Below are 20,777 nucleotides of genomic sequence, written 5' to 3' on the forward strand. Positions count from 1 at the left end.
TTAGGCAGAGACGGCTTGACGTCGTAACTGAACGAACACGTCGACGAAGGCCGCATCCCATTGGGTACCGCGTCCACTCTCGAGAATCGAGAGTGCCTTCTCGATCGGCATCCCGTCTCGATACGGACGGTCAGAAGTCATGGCGTCATAGGCGTCGGCAATAGCCATGATGCGACCAAAGAGTGGAATCGCCTCTCCGACCAATCGATCTGGATACCCGCGACCATCGATCCGTTCATGATGGGATCGGACACCCGCCAAGATTGGCTGTAACGCTTCCGGTAGCGAAATCTGATTCAAAATATGAATTCCGATGGTCGGATGTTCTTGAATCTGAGCGAACTCATGGTCCGTCAGCTTCCCTTCCTTCAACAACACATCGTCACGGATGCCAATCTTCCCAATATCATGGAGGAGCGCCGACTTGCGGAGTAGCTCGATTTGTCCGACCGGCAACTGGAGCGCTTGCGCCAATTCGACGGAATAGGCGGCGACCCGCTCCGAATGTCCGGCCGTATATGAATCCCTGGCATCGAGTGTCGCAGCGAACAAGACGAACAGACTGTTCAACAGTTGCTCATTTTCCGCATCCCGATACGTGACGTTCGTGACCATCTGATTGAAACCCGTGACGAGTTGTGCGAACTCATCCGAGTAAGGGTTGTCGATCGGATTCAACCGCCCGGCGTCTAACGCGGCGACGCCTTCAGTTAATGCGCTAATCGGACGTTTGATATTGTCGTAAAGCAAAAAGCTGCTGAACGTCGCCACGCCGATGATGACGACTAAAATCAAAGCCGCCCACTGCCAATACGCATCGACTTGATTGACAGTCGACAATTGAACTCCAGATGCGAGGATGAATAACGCGACCGGGAACACCCCGATGACGAGCATGCTGATCAATAGTTTCGTCCGGACGCTAATCGAGCGATACGTCGCTTGAAGCGGGCGCTCATACAAGCGGTTGCTCATCTCTTGTAACTGAAGCAACAACGGTTCCACCGAGCGATACGTCAGAAAGAATTCAATCAAGGCGTGCAAGATAGCAATTAAAATGGCACCGAACGCCGCCAACCCAATCAACCGATACGGCAAGTCGATCCATCCTCGCTCGATAGCGAGTGCCGTCATACTCATCGCCGGCACAGACAAGCCAAACAAGTGCGGACCGAGAATTCGTTTCACCGTCAATGTGGGAAAATGACTCGTTTGATTGAACGCCTGTTGCAGCGCCTCATACGTCGGTGTCTCTGTTTGAAACACGTGACGGATCGGTCGGATATGACGCCGATAGAGGAGCAGTTCCAGCCCAATCATCATCATTCCGGACAGACCCATGATGGACAATAGGATGAGCATCTCCATCTCGGACAAATCGAGTGTCTGAAAGATGAACAGCCCCCCGACCCCGAATACGGCGATACCGGAACCCCATATGTAATTCATGATTAATGTTTGTTGAAACCGTTTGAACATCTTCGTCTCACTCCTGCCTTTTCGCCAACCTATTTCTTATTATATCGACAAAAGTGACACTTTTTTACAGAAATACAAAAAACGGGCCCCTTCTAGGGACCCGTTCTTCATCGTTACGGACGACGTGGACCTTCGTTGTCATCAAGTGAACGATTGTCTTGATCTGGAGTGACGTTTTCATGGAACGGGTTCGGTTCTGGACCGTCCACGTTCGTCACGTCAGATTGTGAGGTTTGCGGACGATTCGTTTCACGTTTCAACTCTTGTTTCGTTTGATCCGCTTCACGCTTCGACTGCTGCATACCTTGTTTAGCCTGTTGCTTCGCAACTTCGGCTTCTTGATTCATTTGTGCTTTCTCTTGTTCGAGACCTTCTTTTGACACTTCTGTCTCATCGATCCGTTTCTCAGCTTTCTTCAAGTAACGAGCCGCTGTCTCGCGTCCACCGAGACCGAAGGCAAGACCGAAGGCGAGGGCGACCGCACCGAGGATAAGCAAGAATGCCGTGTTGACGATCATCGGGGCAATGCCGAGCTGGCTGACTGCCATGAAGAAGGCGATACCGAGAATCGCATATTTCGCGACGTGACGCAAGACGCTCGGTTGACCTGCCCCATCTACGAGCACACTGCCAACGAGACGTTCTGCCATGTTCGCGAGCCAGAAACCGACTGCCAAGATGACGATGGCTGCAATAACCATTGGCAAGTAGGCGAAGATCGCTGTAGCAAGCGAAGCCATGAAGTCGAGGTTCGCGACTTGAAGAGCTTCCGACACGAACAACAAGATGATGATGATTTGAACGATTGTTCCGATCACTTGCGCGATCGATGTCGATGACGACGAGCGGCCACCGAGACCCATCTTGCTAGCAAGCGAATTGACGCCTAGGTTTTCAAGGAGTGAAACGACGACACCCTTCAACCACTTGGCAATGAACACACCGGCGAGAATCAAGACGATGGCTACGATAATGTTTGGAATCATCGCCAAGACGTCGTTGAGCATCGAGATGGCCGGATCCGAGATCCCGCGAATATCAAGTGCTTCAAGCGCTGAAATCGTGACTGGGATCATAATCAAGATGAAGACGATCGTTCCGACCGCTTTCGCAAGACTAGAGCCTTTCACATAGTCAGCCAAGTGAAGTTTTTCGGCAAAGCGGTTAAGACCTGCCGCTTCCAAGAACTTCGTCAAAATATCACGCACGATTTTCGCAACGATGTATCCGATCGCAAAGATGAGTGCCGCAGCGACGAGTTTCGGAATGAAGGCAAGGAAACTGTTCAACAAGTCTTCAAACGGTCCACTGATGCCTTGCAAACCAAGCGCATCAAGTACAGCCGGAAGAGCTAGCAATAGGACAAGATAGAAGACGATATTAGCGACAGTGTCGACCCATTTCGTCTGATTGACGCTTGTCGACTCTTGGCCTGTCTTCTCCATCAACTTATTCAAGTTGAGACGATGACCTGCCATTTGAATGGCCTTTTTCAAGAGTGTGGCGATAATCCAAGCGACGAGCAGGATGAGACCCGCTTTGATGACGCCTGTGATCAAGCCAGAGAAACCGGCATAGATTTGGCTGAACGGTTGTGTAATCGCAGGCACGTTCATAAATTCAAAGATGATTAAGAATGCGAGCAGCAATACACCAAAGAAGACGACTTTACCGATGATTCGCTCAGGCGTCCACCGTTTCTCTTCTTTGCTCGGTTTTCCAGGTTCACCTTCTTGTTTAACACCGACACGATCGTCAAGGCGTGCTTTGCGAAGCGCTTTGCGCGTCACGTTTTCAAGAACTTTCGCCAAAATGAATCCGACGACTAAAATGACCAATGCGAGCAAAAGCTCAGGTAGCCATGACATGAACGTGTTGAAGTTGTACGTAGTATCGTTCATTTACATCTTCCTCCTATCTCTTTTTGAAATGATTTCATTTATTTGACTCTTTGTATAAATACCAACATTTTCATCTGCCTAAACCTTGCCATTTTCTATTTCCCTATAGTGGATTCATTGGAAAACAATTTTTTCAGTAAGCATTCTTAAAGAAAGAAGGCGTGTCTTTCTAAGTCAAATGTGATACGAATTAAAAGAAGAAGTCTTTTGGAGGAGGAAGGAAGATGAACATCGCCCTGATTGCCCATGACAAAAAGAAAGATGATTTGATCGTACTCGTAAAAGCGTACGCTCACGTCTTGGAAAAACACCATCTGTTCGCCACCGGTACGACCGGTAAGCGCATTGCCGAGGCCACAGGACTGCCCGTCCATTGTTTTCAGTCGGGTCCGCTCGGCGGGGACCAAGAAATCGGAGCAGCTGTTGCCAGGGGCGAGATGGACATGATTATTTTCTTCCGTGACCCGTTGACGGCCCAGCCGCACGAGCCCGATGTGAGCGCTCTGATGCGCCTCTGTGATGTCTATTCCATCCCATTGGCCACCAATATGGGCGGAAGTGAGATTCTCATCCGCAGTATCGAGCAAGGTGATTTTGAATCGCTGACCTTGACTCATAATGACAACCCGCCTGTATGAATAACTTATTAAGAAGAAGAGAGGAATTTTTCTGAAACCACACGTATCGAACGACCCGGTCGTTCAACAGTTTTACGATCAAGTCCGCACACATCTAAACGATTTATTAGATGACAAGCAGAAAGCCGACCGCTTGCTTGAAAGTTTAGCCGGCTATATTCAACAGGCCGAAAAGAATGGGCAGTCCCTTGAAGGACTCACAAAACAACGTCCGCACGATTATGCTAAGTTTTTAATTGAACAACCGACGACAAATGAGGAATACCAACGTCGCTATCATATGATGATCGAGGCGACCGATGAGTTGAAACCTCATGAGAAAATGCAGGCCAACCGTGAGTTCGATTGGGCGATCGAGCGGCTCAACGAAGTTCAAGTCAAGCTCCAAGATGTCGAGATGCGCGATGTCTCCTTTTTGGCCTATACGAAAATCGAGGCGATCAAATCATCGCGTCGCGTCTGGAATCAGTTCGGTTGGCTGCTTGGTATGATTTTGGCGTTCGCCTACGCGAATTTATTGCTCGTGATGGATGATGTGTTCAGCTTGCGCCTCTTCACGGCACCCGCCACGTCTTATCCGCTCGACTACTTCGCGTTTGTGCTACCGGTGTTATTAACTGGTGCCGTGTTTGGCTTATTGACGCGATTCCGACACCATTTTCAAACGTTAGGACGACGGATTTTATTCGCACTGCTCATCATAGCCGTTTACATCGGTTTCGTTTTATTGACCCAGCCCATCTTGTTCGCACTCGGATGGTCGTTCTTGATTCAATTGACACCCGTGTATGCGCTCATCCTTCTCGGAATCAGTGGATTCATGGCCATGTGGACGTTGGTCGAGTTCGTCTGGAAGAACACGCGATGCCATCTCGGAAATGAAACGTTGATGATTTATTATTGATCACGCCATTCTCGCCTTGAGATGGCGTTTTTTGTTTGAACCTTTGCTAGAACGGAAATTACTAATAGCGTGACGTCGATTTAAAAAATAAACGATTACGAAGGAGGCACAACATGTCTGATCGAAAAATCATTGGGTTGTTCCATAACGAGCAAGAAGTCATGGATAAGGTGAACGAACTCAAACAATCTGGGGAAGCAGAGAAGAACATGCACGTCGTAGCCAAGCGGGACGGGGAAATTTCTGCCTTGCGCTACCATACCGATGTGAACGCCGAATCGGGGATTCGTGATGTCAACTGGTTGGACCGTGTGAAAGCGTTCCTTCACGGCAGTGACCGCATTCGCGATGAATTGCGGAACATGGGGCTCAGTGATGCGGAGGCTGAAGAATATTATTCGTCGATCGACGACGGCAAATTACTGCTTTACGTCGATAAACACTCTTACGAACGCTATCCGAACATGTATAAAAAAGATAGCGAGCTCGACCACGATAAAGGCGAAGAAGCGGATGGTATCGCCTTCGATGCGAAGCCGTTCAATGATCATGACGAAGAACCACAAGGCACGAAAGACGATCCCATCGTCCGTGGACACTCTGGCTTAGAAGACCATCGTCGATTATAAGGAGGAAGCTAGGATGAGTGAAAAACGATTCATCAGCATGTACGACACACAAGACGCGGCACTCGGGAAAGTCGAGGAGTTGCGTGCGAAAGGCTACAAAGATTCAGATATTTATGTCGTCGCGAAACACGAGGACAGCGTCTCAATTTTGCGTCGTCAGACGGACGTCCATACTGAAGCGTCGCACCAAACCGGTTGGTTCGATAAGGTTCGTTCTTTCTTGAGCGGACACGAGGACGTCCACGCCGGTCTCCGTAATATGGGCTTGAGCGAAGACGAAGTGAAACGTCATTATAGCGATGTCGAAGCCGGAAAGATTTTAATCTATGTAGATGAAGACTTCGAACGTCGTCACAACGAAGGATTGACGGTCGATTCGACTCCTTATACTGACTCACGACACGATACAAGCCACCAAGGCCACCATACGGCTGACGGTCTTGAAATTGATTCAGAGCCATATAATGAGCCAAAACGTTCCACACATGACACGGGCCGGTCCGATCGCACATCGTCAGACGGCTTAGAGATCGATTCGGAGCCCTATAATGACCCGAAACATCGTGACACGAACCGGGAAGACCGTCATACGTCCGACGGTGTAGAAATCGATTCGAAACCGTTCAATGAATCGGTTGCCGACAATCCGAACCGGGCCGTCGACCCTGAGCAGGACAAATTGGATAAAAAATCAGAGTTGACTGACCGTGAGAACAAGTTGCGCGGACTCGATGACCGCGCACTCCGAAACGATTATGAAGATCCAGACAATATCCGCCGTTTCTAATCAAGACAAAGACCTGACCGCACACGGTCAGGTCCTTTTTTACGTCAATCGATTTTTCGGTTCTTCCCCTTCGAGCACGTTCACGATGGCATCTCGATTGAGCGCCATCATCGCAAGCCGGGTCTTGATCGAGGCACTGCCGATATGCGGCAATGTCGTCACGTTCGGGAGCGTCAAGAGCGGGTGGTCCATCGCTACCGGTTCTTTGGCGAACACATCGAGTCCCGCCGCCCAAATCCGCCGTTCCTTCAGCGCTTCATAGAGCGCCTTCTCATCGATAATTTCACCGCGGGCGACATTGATGAAGACGGCTGTCTCTTTCATTTTCGCGAACTCATCCGCCCCTAACATCCCACGCGTCTCTTCGGTGAGCGGGGCGAGGACGACGACGAAATCCGACTGTTCGAGCAACTCGTCGAGTTCCGCGTAGACGAAGCCGTACATCGATTCAGATTCATGGCGACGGGTCCGGTTGTGGTATAACACATCCATATCGAAGCCGCGGGCCCGCCGTGCGACCGCCTCCCCGATTCGGCCCATGCCGATGATGCCGAGTTTGGCCCGGTATAAATCCATCCCGACATAGCCCATCGGTGTCCACGACTTCCATTCCCCGGCCCGTAAATCACGTTCTGCTTCTCCGAGCCGGCGTGCCGTCATCATCATCAGCCCGAACGCGAGGTCGGCCGTCGTCTCCGTCAACACGTCTGGCGTGTTCGTCACGATGATGCCCCGTTCCTTGGCCGCTTCAATATCAATATTGTTATAGCCGACCGCCAAGTTCGAGATGACCTCAAGTTGCGGAGCCTGTTCGATGACTTCCCGATCGATCGTATCACTGAGCATCGTCCAGAGCGCATGTGCCGACGATGCCTCTTTCAACAAGACGTCCCGCGGGACGCTCTTCGCCTCTTCCTCCCACATCTGGACCTCATACTTGTCCCGTAGCGGTGCCACCGCTTCTTCTGGTAAACGTCTCGTAATGTAAATACGTTTCTTCATGTTGATTCCCCCTTTATTTTGTCTCGACTAGTGTATCAAAACGGGCAGATTAAGATTTCTTTTTTGTCACTGGATTTTGTTCCATGAACTGCTCGAATAGCGAGCCGAAGTCGCTGTTGAGCAGTTGCTCGATCGTCTTCGATGAGTCCATCGCGTTTCGGTACGCGACTTCATTGATGGCGAGTCCGATTGCCCACGTGATGCCTGACGCGACGGTCGCATTGATGACGCTCGCGGCGGCGTTCGCTCCCGGGAAGAACTTCATGACATTCAGTAAGATCGTCTTTGAGAGTGCCCGTCCGATTTGTGGGATGATCGTGCTCCCAATCAGCGTCTTCAACATATCGTCATTCGCTTTCACGCCCCAATAGCGGAACAAGTGGACGCTCATCGTCACTTGAATCGGGGTGAGCGCGATCGCATCGGCGAACGGGAGCGGGACCGCGGCGGCCGTTCCGGCACTGGCGACATAACCCGAGATGATTCGATTCGCTTTCTTCCGCTTCAGCTTGAGCATCGCCTCGCTCTCAGCGTGGATCTCCATGAGCAGTCCTTCTTGAAGTGATTGATCGAGTTGTTCGACGGACCAGGTGACGAGACGCTCCCAATCGAGATGGGCTCGGAGTTCTGGATCGTTCAACAGCTCTTCGGCGACACTGACTTGGAACACGGCCTGTTCCGGGACGACGTCCGCCAACTCATTTCGAAGCGCCGTGAGTTCCTCCATATCGACTTGGTCAATTTGCGTCAACAGAACAGCGACCGACGTCGCTTCATTCAGCTGTTTGATGAGTGCCCGGTCGAGCGGCGTGACCCGTTTCATCGAGGCGTTGATGGCGTACCAAACGAGATGCATCTGTTCGGCCGCTCCTTTCGTTTGGGCCCGCTCGACGAAACCGATGACTTCATCGGCATATGCTTGTTGCCGGGCACTCCCGATCTCATACCCTTCGCTGTCATATAGGACGATCGCGATGTCATCACTCATGAACTGATGAATCCCGCGCGTCACCGGCTCACCGGCGGCGACTTTTGTTAAATCACGCCCGAACACATGATTGACGACGGAGCTCTTGCCCGACCCGGTCGCTCCCGCAATCAAGATGTTCGGTTTCTTGACTTTCCCGCGCAACCGGTCGAGTTCTTCTTTCAAATCGTACGTATCTAAATTGAATGGGACTTTTTTATCCATGTCTGTTCCTCCTCATTGATTGAGCGTTCGACCGAGCCGATGCATCTCTTCCTCGAACCCACGTCGCACGTCCAACTCGATTGTCTGTTTGACCAACTCGTATTGCTGATCGACGGCTTTTTTGATGCCACGCTCCGCCGTCCGCCGCTTGAACGCCCAATAGATGAAATGGACACCCGGGATCATCCCGAGCACCATTTTGCGGACCGTACGGTTGAAGGAATAATCAAAACCGAGCTCGACCCGGCGTGTCTTGAAGACGAGATCCGACGGGGCGCCGACGAGCGGATAGCGCTCCATCAGTTGAATGTAGTGGCGGACGCCTTGAGCCATCGCGGCCTCCGTCGTCTCGGCTGCCTCCTCGAGCGTTCGTTCCAAATCTTTTTCGATTTGGCGGGCTTTCCAGCTGATCATCACTTGCGGGGTGATCATGCGAATCGTCTCAGCGGAGCGGTAACTCCGGGTGCGCCAGGCCTCCAACTCGGTCAACAAGTGGCGCGTCAAGTTGAGGGGTAATTTTCGTTCGACGTCTCGCCATAGATTGGTCCGGTTCCGCTTCCAGACGTCATCGTATCCGATGCGGGGGACAACTTGTCCGCCGAGCAGCTTCTTCTCGACACTGTTGACGCGAATCATGGCATCTCGCGGGATTCCGAGTTCGCGTATGAGGACTGCTTCCATCGCCTCCGCCTTCTCGACGTTCATCGCACTATCCGGGTTATAGTTCGTCAAGATGATTGTGACGTTGCTCCGCTTCGCATAGAGCGGTTTTAAAATGGCTTCTAACTCGTACGCCTCGACGCGTCCCGAGTTGATGGACAGTAAGTAATAGATCGTATGGAACCAGTCGGCGATATCGAGCGCGCCCTCCCGTTTGTTGACGATCGACAGCACCGCTTCATGCCATTCGTCGGATCGGTCCGCCTCGAGCCCCCATGTATCGAAGAAACGGAACAAGATGCCTCGCTCGAGGTCATAATATTCATATTCGTGCAGCCCTTCGGCTGTCACCGGACTGCCGGCACGTGACTCGGCGACGTCACGCCCGTAAATATAATTTAAAAAAGCGCTCTTCCCGACCCCGGTCTTCCCCGCGATCAAGATGTTCGAGACAAGCCCCGTGTTGTCCATATGGTTCCCCCTGCATTCGTTATATAATAACCATTATACTAAACGGACACATTTGAAACGTCCGCCGGAAGGATGAGACCGATGTTACATCATGTCGAACTATACGTTTCTGATTTGAACAAGAGCCTCACAGCTTGGGACTGGCTCCTCACTGAGCTCGGTTATACGGTGTATCAACAATGGGATGAAGGAAGGAGTTACCGTTTCGGCGATACGTATCTCGTCTTCGTCCAAACCGAGGCCAATCACCTCGAGCCGCCGTACCATCGGAAAAGGACCGGATTGAACCACCTCGCCTTCCACGCCGAGTCGATTGAGCAACTCATAGGTTTCCGTGAAAACCTGACACAGCACGGATTTACAGAACTGTATGCCGACCGGTTCCCTTATGCCGGCGGTCCGAACTATATCGCCCTTTATTTCGAAGACCCCGACCGAATGAAAGTTGAACTCGTGGCAACGATGTGAACAGTTGAAACGGCTTCCAAAAAAGTTTGTGAAAACAATTGCAAACTTTTTATAGACCTCCTAGACTTAAGTTGTCTAAAGGAGGCCGTGTTCAAATGGAAAAACAAGCTGTCGAGTATATGGAAGAAGCCGCCTATAAAAAAGCGACGCTGTTGCGTCATGCGTTCGGTCACTACGCACTCCGCTCCATCGTCGCCGGTTTTCTGATCGGAATTGGGGTCGTCTTTGCCTTCTCCGTCGGGAACATGTTCATTGATGTGCCAGGAACAATGCTGTTCGCGGGGATGAGTTTCTCAGTCGCCCTCGTCTTCATTGTTTGGACGGGCGGAGAGCTGTTCACGAGCAATACGATGTATCTGTACACGGGCGCGAAACGCGGACGTGTCGACTGGCGCGATTTAACGGCCGTATGGGGCATCAGCTGGTTCGGTAATTTGGTCGGTGCGCTCCTTCTCGTCGGGCTCGTCATTGGTGCCCATAGCATGGGCGATGTCAGTGCCGACCATCTGTTATCGGTCGTCGCCGCCAAAAAGATGGGTGGCGAGGCGTTCGCGATTTTCTTGAAAGGAATTTTGTGCAACATCCTCGTCTGCATCGCTATCTTCATGCCGTTGAAGACGAAAAATGACGTTGCCAAGATCATGCTCACGATGCTCCCGGTCGTCGTCTTTTTCGCCGCCGGCTTTGAGCACTCGATTGCCAATATGGGCATCTTCGGGCTCGCGCTCTATTACGCCCCATCTGAGGCGATCAACCTCGGACTCGCGTTGAACAACCTCGTGTTTGCGACACTCGGCAACATTGTCGGAGGCGCCTTGTTCGTCGCTGGGACGTACGTCCATTTGAACGCCAAGCCTACCGAAACAAAAGTCGAATCGATTCGTCAGAACGCATAAAAAGACAGGGGCCCCGATGAGCAGGGCCCCTGTTGTTGCTTGATTGAATGAAATTAAGCTTTAGATGAATCGGCAGCAGCCACTTGGACTGTACGTTCTGCAACCTCGTCCTCTTCGACATCCCAGCACTCCGTGTTCTCGATACCGAGTTTGCGGGCCGAGAAGCGCGGGTTGAGGCCTTGGGCACGCTGTTCTTCGTAGTCACGGAGGACTTTGAAGGCAACTCCGCCAAGAAGCGTGATGGCTGCCAAGTTGATGAGTGTCATACCTGCCATGAACAAGTCAGCGAGGCTCCAGACGAAACCGAGGCTTGCGACTGCGCCGATGAAGACGAAGCCCATTGTGAGTAATCGGAAACCGAAGACAGCTGTTTTGCTCTTCTTGATGAACTCGATGTTCGTTTCACCGTAGTAGTAACTACCAACGATTGAGCTGAAGGCGAACAAGAGAACACTGATGGCGATAAAGGCAGGTGCCCACGATCCAATTTGTTCAGCTAATGCATTTTGGAGAAGCGCAATTCCTTCGCCGTTACCTGCGGCGTAGCTGTCTGAGAGAAGAACGATCGCAGCCGTTGCCGTACAAACGATCAACGTGTCCAAAAAGACTCCGAGTGTCTGCATGAAACCTTGTTTCGCCGGGTGCGACACTTCTGCCGTTGCCGCGGCGTTTGGTGCCGAACCCATACCAGCTTCGTTCGAGAAGAGACCGCGACGTACACCCATCATGATCGCCGCTCCGACCGATCCGCCGAACGCTTGCTCGAGACCGAACGCGCTTTGGAAGATCATCCCGATGACAGCCGGCATTTCTGTGATGTTCACGACCACGACGTAAAGAGCGACAATCAAGTAAAGAACAGCCATGATTGGAACGACGATGGCCGAGAAGTTGGCGACACGTTGTACCCCACCGAAGATGACAAGTCCTGTCAAGACGACGAGGATGACGCCACCGACTGCGGCTTCGAGACCGAATGCGTTATCAAACGCCGCCGCGATCGTGTTCGATTGAACCGAGTTGAAGATAAGACCGAATGTGAAGGCAATCAATACCGCAAAGACGATGCCGAGGACACGGTTGTTCAAACCTTTTTCAATGTAGTAAGCTGGACCACCGCGGTAAGCGACGTCATCTTTTACTTTATACACTTGAGCGAGCGTGCTCTCAATCATCGCGGTCGCTCCACCGAGAAGTGCGACGATCCACATCCAGAAGACCGCACCCGGTCCACCGAGCGTGATAGCGACTGTGACACCGGCCAAGTTACCTGTACCGATTCGCGTCGCCGCTCCAATGAAGAACGACTTCGCCGAGCTGATGCTCTTACTGTCTGTGGCATCTGATTTTTCGGTGACGACACGGAACATCTCTTTTAAGTAACGGAACTGCATAAACCTTGTTTTGACTGTGAAGTAAATCCCTGCTCCGACGAGTGCGACGATCAACACGTACGTCCATAAAATGTTGTTTAAAAAGTCGACGCTTCCTTGCAGTAAGTTTTGTACGGCTTCCATGAATAAGTTCCTCCCTGTTGTGTGAATCTAAAGTTGTTCAGATTTTTATAATGTCTTGTTTTGAATTATACAAAGATTCTGACAATTATCAATAATTTTTTTATGGGTCAGTTCACACTTATTTCATATGTTATATAACAAATAATGAGTTATAGCTTTATTTAAAGCGCTTACAAAGTTATTTGAAAGAAATAATAAATCTTTATTTCCCTTCTCATTTTTGATGTCTACATTCAAATTGTTTCAAACTATTCGCTTTATGAATAGGTTCCATTGTGAAAGTTATGAAAATTCCTCATTCCGTTTGAATTATTTCCCTGTTCCCTGAATGAACCGAGATTTACCGGGTAATATCTAACTATAGGTGCGCGCCTTCTCTAACACCACGTTCAGTCATCACGAGGAAAGAAGGGAATGAGATGAAGAAGCATCGAAAATGGTGGTCACTCTTGTTCGTGCTCATGTTCGTGCTGTCGCTCTTGCCAATGAAAGGAGTCGTTGCGGAAGAAAGTAGTCAACAATGGTGTGTGTCGACGACGTCGAGTACAACGATTTACGCGGGGCAGGACAACCCGATTGGTACGGTCGACTTTGAGTTTGTAAACGGCGATCTGAAAATCGTCATCGATTTGAATAGCGGGGTCGTCTTGCAAGATGTATCGGAGAATATCAAGATTGATTTCCGTTTATTGAGCGAGTCGCTTGCACGCGGAAATCCCGGTGCATATGAATTCAAGACCAAATCACTTGTCGACCCGACACAGCTGTTCATCTCGTACGATGCGCTCGCCGGTTACCTTGGAGTCCCTGTATCGACACTCTTGTCGGACGGTTTCCAATTCAACGTCTTCCTTCACTTGGACACAGTGGTGAATGGCGCTGACGAAACCGCCTATCCGGGTGACGATCCGGGTCTCAACCCATGGGTCCGTTACGTCACGTTGACAGTGGAAGAATGTACGCCACCACCGCCACCAATAGACGACTATGATGTGTATACAATCGGCTTCTGGAAAAACACATTCAACTTCGACAAAGTGACGTTCTCGTATGGAACAGTCATTACAATCAACGGCCAAACCTACAGCGTGATTGACGACCGTGAAGCACTCGCCCTGCTCATGGATCCTGCGAAAAAAGGAATGACCGAAGAGAAACGATTGATCATGCAACTGACTGGTGCAAAAATCAACGTCTTGTTAAACGGTGCTGATGTGCTCGATCTCGAGCTAGTCTATGCCATAGACAATAGCGAAGTCGGGTTGACCGTCGGTGAGATGCTTGCCGGTGCAGACGCAGCACTTGCGAGCCAGAACATCGAACACAGATGAAGTATTATCAACAATTGCTTGACCACTTCAACAATGGCTATTTCATCGGTACGTCACATGATTGAACGGGTATGGACGAAGAAAAAAGCAGTCGCTCACTGAGCGGCTGCTTTTTAGATGCCCGTCCGTTTCTTCTGGTTGTTCGGCTTCTTCGTCAACTGGTTCGTCAACGGTTTCTGCTTCGTCCCACGAAGTCCTGTCGGCACTTTCGTATCGTTCTGTTTCTTCTCGGCGAGCTTTTGCTTCATCGCCTCTTGAAAACTTAATTTCTTTTCACTCATGTCATTCACCTCCAGCTTCGATCACTTTCACCCGACCGACCTGTCCATCGCTTAAGCGTACTTTAATGCCGTGCGGGTGACGCGGCGAGTTCGTCAAAATGTCTTTGACGACGCCTGACGTCAACTTCCCACTCCGCTGATCTTGTTTTAGGACAATCTGGACGTGGAGCCCTGGGCGAATGTCCGCGCGTTTCGTGCCATCCATACCCGACACCCCTTTCCGTATAGTCAACCTCTATCATATGCTCTTTTCCCGCGTTTGTCACAATCTATTCGACAATCCCTATCTGGGCAAGCGCCGGCATCACGTAGCTTTGATTGGTTCGAAACGCTCGAACGGCCCTGTCGCGGACGAGCCGTACCTCGACCTGTCCCCGTTTGAAAGTAAGTGTCAATAAGGCGTTCCCTATCTCGCTGACAAGTTCTGCTCTCCCATCTAATCGGGTGTAGGCTTCCGTGAGCGCGCGAACGAACCTGACGTAATCTGCAACGTGCACGCCTTCCCTATGGCCGAACAAATCGACTGTCAACGTATTACGGTCAGCACCCACGATGGTGAAGCGGTGTGTCTCGATTTCGTTGCCGATTTCAAAGTGATGCATCGAACCCCTCCTAACAAAAACACTCTCCGAATCAGAGAGTGTCAATTCGTGTCTTTTCGTGCTTCCGGGTATTTTTTCTTTAAGTCATCCTGCGTCGTCAATTTCGAGAGCGGGACGCCGGTTCGATAAGCGGCCCGGGATACCATCAGTGCTGCGAGCGGAGCCGTCAAGAAGACGAAGAGGATTGTCAGCAAAATCTTGCCGGAGAACATCCCTTCTACGAATAAGAAGTAGAGAAACGTACCAACCATGACGGTGATGACACCGAGTGTGGCACTCTTCGTCGCCGAATGGGTCCGTCCATAGACGTCCGGGAAGCGGATGAAACCGATTCCGCCGACCAAGCTGAGAAAACCACCGATGAGACAAAGAATCGCAACAATCCATTCAATCGCGGTCAAAGATATCCCCCCTCTCCACGAATTTTGACAGTGCAATCGTTCCAATGAACGCTAAAATCCCGATGACGAGGATGACCTCGGCATAAGCAATCGTCTCTTGAAGAATCATCAAAATCCCGATGACGCCAATCAACGTGATTCCAATCGCATCGAGCGCGACAATCCGGTCTGGCATCGTCGGCCCTTTCACGGTCCGGATGAACGAGATGACGAGCGAGATGGACATGAAGAACAAGGCAATCATGAGCAACACTTTAAACATTAGTGCGTCACCTCCATAATTGCTTTTTCGAACGAATCGTGAATCTCTCGAATCATCTGTTCCTTATCTGGCACATGAATCGAATGGACGAAAATCGACTTCTTATCTTCCGAAAAATCCATCGATAGCGTCCCTGGCGTCAAGCTGATGAGCGACGCTAAAAGCGTCAATTCCCAATCCGACTTGAGCTGCGTCGGCACTTCGATGATGCCGGGCTCAATGTCGAGTTTCGGACTGAGCAACACTTTCACGACATCGATGTTCGACATAATCAATTCTTTGATGAACAACGCAATCAACTTGAACGCAGCGAAGACCCGGCGCATATAGAAATCGAAATGAAGGAAGCGGCGCAATACGAACAGGATGAAAATCCCGACGATATAACCGAGCAGGAAATCGACGCCTGTGTAGCTATTCCAAAGCACCGCCCACATGATGGCGATGACGGTGTTTAAAACGATTTGGAACGTCATGCGCCCCCTCCTTTCAAGACTGAATCAATATAAATCGACGGATCGAGTAACTGGTCCGACGCCTCGAGGAAGAACGAGAGAATCGGCTGGGCTGCGACGCCGAGCACCGTCGTCAAAATGACGAGCGGAATGGCTGGAAGCAACAAATCGCCGACTTTCGTCTTACCTTGGGCTTTCGTATGCTTTTGCTCGCCCCAGAACACATACATGAAGATTTTAATCATCGAGAAGAGCGTCAACATCCCGACAGCGAGTGCGATGCCGCCGACAACGTATTGCTCTGTCTCAAAGCTCGAGACGACGAGCGAGAGCTTGCTGACGAAGCCGCTGAACGGCGGGATTCCGGCGATGGCGATCCCGGTTATGAAGAACATCCAACCGAGGAGCGGGTGCGTTTTCAACAAGCCACCCATCTGCTTCAAATCGGTCGTACCGGTAATCCGTTGCGCCGTCCCCGCATAGAGGAAGAGCGCCGTCTTCACGATGATGTTGTGGACGATATAGTAAATCGCCGCTGCAATCGCGAGACTCGTGTACAGACCGAGACCGATGACCATATAGCCGACCTGCGACACGATATGGTACGACAGGATGCGCTTGAAGTCGAAGTTCGATACGGCGCCTAGTCCGCCAATGACGATTGTAATCGCCCCGACCCAAATGAGAATCGGCTGCGTGAACTCCTGATTGTGCGGGAAGATGAGCGTGAACGTCCGAATGATCGCGTAAATCCCGACTTTCGTCAGCAATCCGCCGAACAAGGCGGCGACCGCGGCCGGCGGTCCGAAGTAAGAACGCGGCAACCAGAAGTAAAGTGGGAACAATGCCCCTTTCATCCCGAAGACGATGAAGTAGAACATGGCGATGACATTTAACACCCCGACCTGTTCTAGTTCGGCGACACGCTCGGCAAGTTGCGCCATGTTGAGCGTGCCTGTCACCGCATACGTGAATGCCATCGTCGCAATGAACAAGATGGAGGCAAAGATATTCATGACGACGTATTTGAGCGACTCCCGAAGTTGATAGTTCGTCCCACCCATGACAATCAAGACATACGATGAGATGAGCATGACTTCGAAGAAGACGAACAAGTTGAAAATATCGCCCGTCAAGAACGCCCCGTTCACACCCGTCAACAAGAAGAAATAGAACGGATAGAAGTAAAACTTCTCACGTTCCGGCGCAATCGTCCGAAACGCGAAGAAGAGACAAAGGAGTCCGACGATGGCCGACATGAGCACCATGATCGCCGCGAACAAGTCGGCGACGAGCACAATCCCGAACGGTGCCGACCAATTGCCGACCTCAAGGACGACAACCCCTTTGGACCGAACGACAGTGAGCAAGTACGTCGCGACGCCGAGCATGAGTACGGCCGTCAAGCCGCTTAAGAAACGTTGTAACGCAATGCGTTTCGAGAACAGAATTAAAACCGCTCCGACCGCAAATGGAATCAAGAATGGGAGTACGAGCAAGTTATTCATCAGCCGACCCCCTCAATTGTTCTAAATCATCCGTTTTAAACGCTTTGTATGTCCGGTATGACAGGACAAGTAGAAACGATGTCATCCCAAAGCTGATGACGAGCGCCGTCAAGACGAGTGCTTGCGGCAACGGGTCAGCGTACGCTTCCGAATTCAAGTTCAGAAGCGGCGGTGTCCCACTTTGCAGGCCAGCCATCGTCAATAGTAAGAAGTGCGCCCCGTGCGACAGCAAAATGAGTCCGAGCACGATTCGCAATAAGCTTTTCGTCAGTAACAGGTAAGTGCCGACCATGAAGAGGACACCGACCGTAATCGACATGAGTATTTCCATTACGAATCATCCTCCGCAATCGCTAAAATTATTGTCAGGGCAATGGCCACGACCACCAAGTAAATTCCAAGGTCGAACGGGAGCGCCGTTGACAGCTCGGTCGTTCCAAGGACCGGTAAGTCGTAGTAGTCAAAAAACTGAGTCAAGAACGGATAACCGAACAGCATGCTCGACACGCCTGTGAACAAGGCGACGAGCAAGCCGACGGCAATCATCGTTGTGAAGTTGAACGGAATTGCTTTTTTGATGCGCTTCATATCAAAACCTAAATACATGAGGAGAAGCGCGCTCGCCGTCATCAATCCACCGATGAACCCTCCGCCGGGGTTGTTGTGGCCGGCGAAGAACAAATAGATTGAGAAGGCGAGCAAGACAAATGTGACGACCCGGGTGATGTTATGGAGCATCAAGTTACTCGCTCTCACATGTCGTTTCATACGTCTTCTCCTCCTTTCAAGCGCAGTTTAATCAATGTGACAATCCCGAGGGCCGCAACAGCCAACACAAGCACTTCGAGCAACGTATCGAGTCCACGGAAGTCGACAAGAATGACGTTGACGACGTTGTAACCTCCAGCGAGTTCTTTCGCATTTTCGAGGAAGTAATCTGAAATTGATTCATATCCGGCCTCGTTCCCGAGTGCTGTCGAACTGAGCGCGACGAGCGTCATCATGACGCCGACACCAATCGAGATAAAGAGGTTGGCCACGTTTAACCGAGGCGTGAACTTCTCTTTTCGCATCTCCGGCAAGTGATAGAACGCCAGCATGAAGATGACGAGCGTGACCGTCTCGACGAGCAGTTTCGTGAGCGCCAAGTCTGGAGCGCGGAACACGATGAGTAGCAGCGCGAGCAAGAACCCGATGACACCGACGACGATGACCGCCGTGATGCGGTGGTTCAAGAACGGGATCGTGACGATCGCCCCGATAAGGAGCGGCATCAAAATCCACATGAACGGTTCAATCACACTCGTGTTCGCCGTATCGATGGCGAATGCATCGAAGCGCCAGAACGTATAGCCGACGAGGAACAACATGAACGTGAAGATATATGCGAAATAGTCACGCAATAACCCCGTCATTTGAAGGCGTGTAATCCACTGTGAACCTGACGTGAGGCCAGTGAGCGCATTGTCATAGAACCAGTTGAACGGGTCACGCTCGCGGTTGTAAATCGCGAGTTTCATCCAGCGGTGCATGAGATAGAACAAGAACGAAGCGATCAAGACGACACCGAGTGTCATCAGAAGCTCCGTATTGATTCCGTGCCAAAGTTTGATATCGACGACGAATTGTTCGCCTTCTGGCAAGACCGTTGGTAAAATTGCTTGTTTTGCCGGTTCGATAATCGAATACGACAACAAGTTTGGAAATAAGCCAAAGACGATGACGAGCACGACGAGAATGATTGGACTGAGGAGCATCCCAATCGGTGCCTCGTGCACTTTTCGTTCATAATTGCTCGGCTCGAACTTTCCACGGAACGTGTGGAAGAACATAATCAAGCTGTAGAGGAACGTGAAGATACTCGCGATCCAGGCGATGAGCGGGAAGAGGAACCCGAGCGAACCGACATCGAACGCTTCGAAGTTACGCACGTTCAACATGGCCGAGAAGAACTTCTCCTTACTCAAAAATCCGTTGAACGGTGGGAGCCCGGCCATCGAGGCGAGACCAATCAGTGAGACAGTGAACGTGATTGGCATGACCGTCATCAAACCGCCGAGTTTGCGAATATCACGCGTCCCCGTCTCATGGTCGATAATCCCGACCGCCATGAAGAGCGCACCTTTGAACGTCGCATGGTTGAATAAGTGAAAGACAGCGACGAGAATCGCTTGCGAGTAAATCGGATCATCGGCCCCACCCGTCAGCGCAGCCGAGCCGACTCCAAGGAGCGACATGATGAGACCGAGCTGACTGACCGTCGAGAAGGCGAGAATCCCTTTCAAGTCCTTTTGCCGGACGGCTGAAATCGAACCCCAAAGGAGCGTCACGAGTCCGACAATCGACAGCGTCCAGAACCAGACGTTCGAGCCGCCAAACACCGGCGTCATTCGAGCGACGAGATAAATCCCTGCTTTGACCATCGTTGCCGAGTGCAAGTATGCACTGACCGGCGTCGGTGCTTCCATCGCGTCCGGTAACCAGATGTGAAACGGGAACTGGGCCGACTTCGTGAACGCCCCGAGCAGGATGAGAATCATCGCTGGAACGAAGAGCGGGCTCGCCTGGACAATATCGACGTTCGCGATAATCGTCCGGATGCTGAACGTACCGGTCATTTGGTAGAGCAATACGAAACCACCGAGCATGGCGAGTCCGCCTGCCACGGTGATCAGCATCGACTTTTGAGCACCTTTCGTCGACTTGTCCTTATGGAACCAGTAGCTGATGAGAAGGGCCGACGCCACACTCGTCACTTCCCAGAACACATACAAGACAATCAAGTTGTCCGATAAGACGACACCGAGCATCGCTCCCATGAACAGCATCAAGTAAACGTAGAAGTTACCGAGTCGTTCTTTCTTCGATAGATAGAAGATGGAATACAACACGACAAGTGACCCGATTCCGGTAATCAATAAGACGAACAACATACTCAATCCGTCTAAATACGCAGTGAAATCAATTCCTAGCGCCGGAATCCAAGAAATCGTCGTTTCCACGACTTGACCGGACGAGATGACCGGCAACCAATTCATGAAATAAATGAATAGGGCCGTTGGCAAGAGCCAAACAAACCAACCGGTATGAATTTTAGAGACGTACTTAAACAAAAACGGGATGATCAGTGCGAATATAAAAGGTGATAAAATCACCCAATGCAATGCGGACAAAGTGTTCCCTCCTTCAAACTTTCTCAATATACCTTTAAAGGTATTTTTTTACATTAGTGAATGTGACTCCCTTTTCAAGGACGATTCAACAAGGCCTAGATTTTATAATTTAATTACCCAAATCCAAACACGCTCAACCTTGAACGTTTTTTTAATGCTCTCTCAATGTGTTGTTGGTTCCCAGTATATCGTACTTTTTTTGAGGTTTCACCCTTCTTGC

Annotated in this window: 23 protein-coding genes; 7 read left to right on the forward strand and 16 right to left on the reverse strand. The window is 50.8% G+C overall.

Annotated features, from left to right (window positions below):
• The gene (locus NMQ00_RS15195; RefSeq protein ID WP_255177352.1) at positions 1-1,479 is read right to left on the reverse strand and encodes an HD domain-containing phosphohydrolase; all 1,479 of its coding nucleotides are present in this window, start codon (positions 1,477-1,479) and stop codon (positions 1-3) included.
• Positions 1,480-1,592: 113 nt separating this feature from the next.
• Entirely contained in the window at positions 1,593-3,380 is a 1,788-nt protein-coding gene (locus tag NMQ00_RS15200; protein ID WP_255177353.1) for a mechanosensitive ion channel, read from the reverse strand.
• Positions 3,381-3,604: 224 nt separating this feature from the next.
• Here NMQ00_RS15200 and NMQ00_RS15205 point away from each other — a divergent pair, with 224 nt between their 5' ends.
• From NMQ00_RS15205 to NMQ00_RS15220, 4 genes are all read left to right on the forward strand, one after another.
• Positions 3,605-4,018, forward strand: coding sequence for a methylglyoxal synthase (locus NMQ00_RS15205; RefSeq protein WP_255177354.1), 414 nt, complete (start codon positions 3,605-3,607; stop codon positions 4,016-4,018).
• Between the two features lie 133 nt (positions 4,019-4,151).
• Positions 4,152-4,922, forward strand: a complete 771-nt coding sequence (locus tag NMQ00_RS15210) for a hypothetical protein (protein WP_255177355.1) — start codon at positions 4,152-4,154, stop codon at positions 4,920-4,922.
• A gap of 113 nt (positions 4,923-5,035) precedes the next feature.
• Complete coding sequence (locus NMQ00_RS15215; protein ID WP_255177356.1) at positions 5,036-5,551, forward strand: YflT domain-containing protein; 516 nt, start codon at positions 5,036-5,038, stop codon at positions 5,549-5,551.
• Positions 5,552-5,564: 13 nt separating this feature from the next.
• A complete protein-coding gene (locus tag NMQ00_RS15220; RefSeq protein ID WP_255177357.1) occupies positions 5,565-6,338 on the forward strand; it encodes a YflT domain-containing protein in 774 nt (257 codons plus the stop codon).
• A gap of 39 nt (positions 6,339-6,377) precedes the next feature.
• On the opposite strand, the gene NMQ00_RS15225 is transcribed toward NMQ00_RS15220, so the two are convergent.
• From NMQ00_RS15225 to NMQ00_RS15235, 3 genes are read right to left on the reverse strand one after another with little or no spacing between them, the layout of a single operon-like run.
• Positions 6,378-7,340 (reverse strand): 2-hydroxyacid dehydrogenase, encoded by a 963-nt coding sequence (locus tag NMQ00_RS15225; RefSeq protein WP_255177358.1) that lies wholly within the window; start codon positions 7,338-7,340, stop codon positions 6,378-6,380.
• Positions 7,341-7,389: 49 nt separating this feature from the next.
• Positions 7,390-8,532 carry a YcjF family protein gene (locus tag NMQ00_RS15230; RefSeq protein WP_255177359.1) on the reverse strand — a complete coding sequence of 381 codons (1,143 nt, stop codon included), beginning with the start codon at positions 8,530-8,532 and terminating at the stop codon, positions 7,390-7,392.
• A 12-nt stretch (positions 8,533-8,544) separates the two neighbouring features.
• A complete protein-coding gene (locus NMQ00_RS15235) occupies positions 8,545-9,663 on the reverse strand; it encodes a GTPase (RefSeq protein ID WP_255177360.1) in 1,119 nt (372 codons plus the stop codon).
• An 81-nt stretch (positions 9,664-9,744) separates the two neighbouring features.
• Between NMQ00_RS15235 and NMQ00_RS15240 the strand changes: the two genes are divergently transcribed.
• Both NMQ00_RS15240 and NMQ00_RS15245 read left to right on the forward strand, forming a co-directional pair.
• Positions 9,745-10,131 (forward strand): VOC family protein, encoded by a 387-nt coding sequence (locus NMQ00_RS15240; protein ID WP_255177361.1) that lies wholly within the window; start codon positions 9,745-9,747, stop codon positions 10,129-10,131.
• Between the two features lie 95 nt (positions 10,132-10,226).
• Complete coding sequence (locus NMQ00_RS15245) at positions 10,227-11,027, forward strand: formate/nitrite transporter family protein (RefSeq protein ID WP_255177362.1); 801 nt, start codon at positions 10,227-10,229, stop codon at positions 11,025-11,027.
• A gap of 53 nt (positions 11,028-11,080) precedes the next feature.
• Here NMQ00_RS15245 and NMQ00_RS15250 read toward each other — a convergent pair whose 3' ends face one another.
• Positions 11,081-12,544 (reverse strand): alanine/glycine:cation symporter family protein, encoded by a 1,464-nt coding sequence (locus tag NMQ00_RS15250; RefSeq protein ID WP_255177363.1) that lies wholly within the window; start codon positions 12,542-12,544, stop codon positions 11,081-11,083.
• Positions 12,545-12,963: 419 nt separating this feature from the next.
• On the opposite strand from NMQ00_RS15250, the gene NMQ00_RS15255 reads away from it, so the two are divergent.
• Positions 12,964-13,875 carry a hypothetical protein gene (locus NMQ00_RS15255; protein ID WP_255177364.1) on the forward strand — a complete coding sequence of 304 codons (912 nt, stop codon included), beginning with the start codon at positions 12,964-12,966 and terminating at the stop codon, positions 13,873-13,875.
• Positions 13,876-13,988: 113 nt separating this feature from the next.
• Here the strand turns inward: NMQ00_RS15255 and NMQ00_RS15260 are convergent, their stop codons facing one another.
• From NMQ00_RS15260 to NMQ00_RS15305, 10 genes are all read right to left on the reverse strand, one after another.
• Positions 13,989-14,156, reverse strand: a complete 168-nt coding sequence (locus NMQ00_RS15260; RefSeq protein ID WP_200881508.1) for a hypothetical protein — start codon at positions 14,154-14,156, stop codon at positions 13,989-13,991.
• 1 nt (position 14,157) lies between these two features.
• A complete protein-coding gene (locus NMQ00_RS15265) occupies positions 14,158-14,361 on the reverse strand; it encodes a YwbE family protein (RefSeq protein WP_021067949.1) in 204 nt (67 codons plus the stop codon).
• 64 nt (positions 14,362-14,425) lie between these two features.
• A complete protein-coding gene (locus NMQ00_RS15270; RefSeq protein ID WP_255177365.1) occupies positions 14,426-14,758 on the reverse strand; it encodes a hypothetical protein in 333 nt (110 codons plus the stop codon).
• A 41-nt stretch (positions 14,759-14,799) separates the two neighbouring features.
• On the reverse strand, positions 14,800-15,159 hold the full coding sequence (gene mnhG, locus NMQ00_RS15275; protein WP_255177366.1) for a monovalent cation/H(+) antiporter subunit G: 360 nt from the start codon (positions 15,157-15,159) through the stop codon (positions 14,800-14,802).
• Positions 15,146-15,421 (reverse strand): Na(+)/H(+) antiporter subunit F1, encoded by a 276-nt coding sequence (locus NMQ00_RS15280; RefSeq protein WP_024370997.1) that lies wholly within the window; start codon positions 15,419-15,421, stop codon positions 15,146-15,148. Before NMQ00_RS15280 ends, mnhG begins: the two co-directional genes overlap by 14 nt.
• On the reverse strand, positions 15,421-15,897 hold the full coding sequence (locus NMQ00_RS15285) for a Na+/H+ antiporter subunit E (RefSeq protein ID WP_255177367.1): 477 nt from the start codon (positions 15,895-15,897) through the stop codon (positions 15,421-15,423). Before NMQ00_RS15285 ends, NMQ00_RS15280 begins: the two co-directional genes overlap by 1 nt.
• A complete protein-coding gene (locus NMQ00_RS15290; protein WP_255177368.1) occupies positions 15,894-17,384 on the reverse strand; it encodes a Na+/H+ antiporter subunit D in 1,491 nt (496 codons plus the stop codon). The genes NMQ00_RS15285 and NMQ00_RS15290 overlap by 4 nt, the downstream gene beginning before the upstream one ends.
• Positions 17,377-17,715 (reverse strand): Na(+)/H(+) antiporter subunit C, encoded by a 339-nt coding sequence (locus NMQ00_RS15295; protein ID WP_029333926.1) that lies wholly within the window; start codon positions 17,713-17,715, stop codon positions 17,377-17,379. Before NMQ00_RS15295 ends, NMQ00_RS15290 begins: the two co-directional genes overlap by 8 nt.
• Positions 17,715-18,152 carry a Na(+)/H(+) antiporter subunit B gene (locus NMQ00_RS15300; protein ID WP_255177369.1) on the reverse strand — a complete coding sequence of 146 codons (438 nt, stop codon included), beginning with the start codon at positions 18,150-18,152 and terminating at the stop codon, positions 17,715-17,717. Before NMQ00_RS15300 ends, NMQ00_RS15295 begins: the two co-directional genes overlap by 1 nt.
• On the reverse strand, positions 18,149-20,557 hold the full coding sequence (locus NMQ00_RS15305) for a Na+/H+ antiporter subunit A (RefSeq protein ID WP_255177370.1): 2,409 nt from the start codon (positions 20,555-20,557) through the stop codon (positions 18,149-18,151). The genes NMQ00_RS15300 and NMQ00_RS15305 overlap by 4 nt, the downstream gene beginning before the upstream one ends.
• Between the last annotated feature and the right edge of the window lie 220 nt (positions 20,558-20,777).

This window comes from Exiguobacterium aurantiacum, assembly GCF_024362205.1.
Taxonomy (GTDB): Bacteria; Bacillota; Bacilli; order Exiguobacteriales; family Exiguobacteriaceae; genus Exiguobacterium; species Exiguobacterium aurantiacum_B.

Coding starts and splice junctions, on each gene's coding strand:
- NMQ00_RS15195 (WP_255177352.1), bottom strand. CDS start 1,479: ATGTTCAAACGGTTTCAACAAACATTAATCATGAATTACATATGGGGT.
- NMQ00_RS15200 (WP_255177353.1), bottom strand. CDS start 3,380: ATGAACGATACTACGTACAACTTCAACACGTTCATGTCATGGCTACCT.
- NMQ00_RS15205 (WP_255177354.1), top strand. CDS start 3,605: ATGAACATCGCCCTGATTGCCCATGACAAAAAGAAAGATGATTTGATC.
- NMQ00_RS15215 (WP_255177356.1), top strand. CDS start 5,036: ATGTCTGATCGAAAAATCATTGGGTTGTTCCATAACGAGCAAGAAGTC.
- NMQ00_RS15220 (WP_255177357.1), top strand. CDS start 5,565: ATGAGTGAAAAACGATTCATCAGCATGTACGACACACAAGACGCGGCA.
- NMQ00_RS15225 (WP_255177358.1), bottom strand. CDS start 7,340: ATGAAGAAACGTATTTACATTACGAGACGTTTACCAGAAGAAGCGGTG.
- NMQ00_RS15230 (WP_255177359.1), bottom strand. CDS start 8,532: ATGGATAAAAAAGTCCCATTCAATTTAGATACGTACGATTTGAAAGAA.
- NMQ00_RS15235 (WP_255177360.1), bottom strand. CDS start 9,663: ATGGACAACACGGGGCTTGTCTCGAACATCTTGATCGCGGGGAAGACC.
- NMQ00_RS15240 (WP_255177361.1), top strand. CDS start 9,745: ATGTTACATCATGTCGAACTATACGTTTCTGATTTGAACAAGAGCCTC.
- NMQ00_RS15245 (WP_255177362.1), top strand. CDS start 10,227: ATGGAAAAACAAGCTGTCGAGTATATGGAAGAAGCCGCCTATAAAAAA.
- NMQ00_RS15250 (WP_255177363.1), bottom strand. CDS start 12,544: ATGGAAGCCGTACAAAACTTACTGCAAGGAAGCGTCGACTTTTTAAAC.
- NMQ00_RS15255 (WP_255177364.1), top strand. CDS start 12,964: ATGAAGAAGCATCGAAAATGGTGGTCACTCTTGTTCGTGCTCATGTTC.
- NMQ00_RS15260 (WP_200881508.1), bottom strand. CDS start 14,156: ATGAGTGAAAAGAAATTAAGTTTTCAAGAGGCGATGAAGCAAAAGCTC.
- NMQ00_RS15265 (WP_021067949.1), bottom strand. CDS start 14,361: ATGGATGGCACGAAACGCGCGGACATTCGCCCAGGGCTCCACGTCCAG.
- NMQ00_RS15270 (WP_255177365.1), bottom strand. CDS start 14,758: ATGCATCACTTTGAAATCGGCAACGAAATCGAGACACACCGCTTCACC.
- NMQ00_RS15280 (WP_024370997.1), bottom strand. CDS start 15,421: ATGTTTAAAGTGTTGCTCATGATTGCCTTGTTCTTCATGTCCATCTCG.
- NMQ00_RS15285 (WP_255177367.1), bottom strand. CDS start 15,897: ATGACGTTCCAAATCGTTTTAAACACCGTCATCGCCATCATGTGGGCG.
- NMQ00_RS15290 (WP_255177368.1), bottom strand. CDS start 17,384: ATGAATAACTTGCTCGTACTCCCATTCTTGATTCCATTTGCGGTCGGA.
- NMQ00_RS15295 (WP_029333926.1), bottom strand. CDS start 17,715: ATGGAAATACTCATGTCGATTACGGTCGGTGTCCTCTTCATGGTCGGC.
- NMQ00_RS15300 (WP_255177369.1), bottom strand. CDS start 18,152: ATGAAACGACATGTGAGAGCGAGTAACTTGATGCTCCATAACATCACC.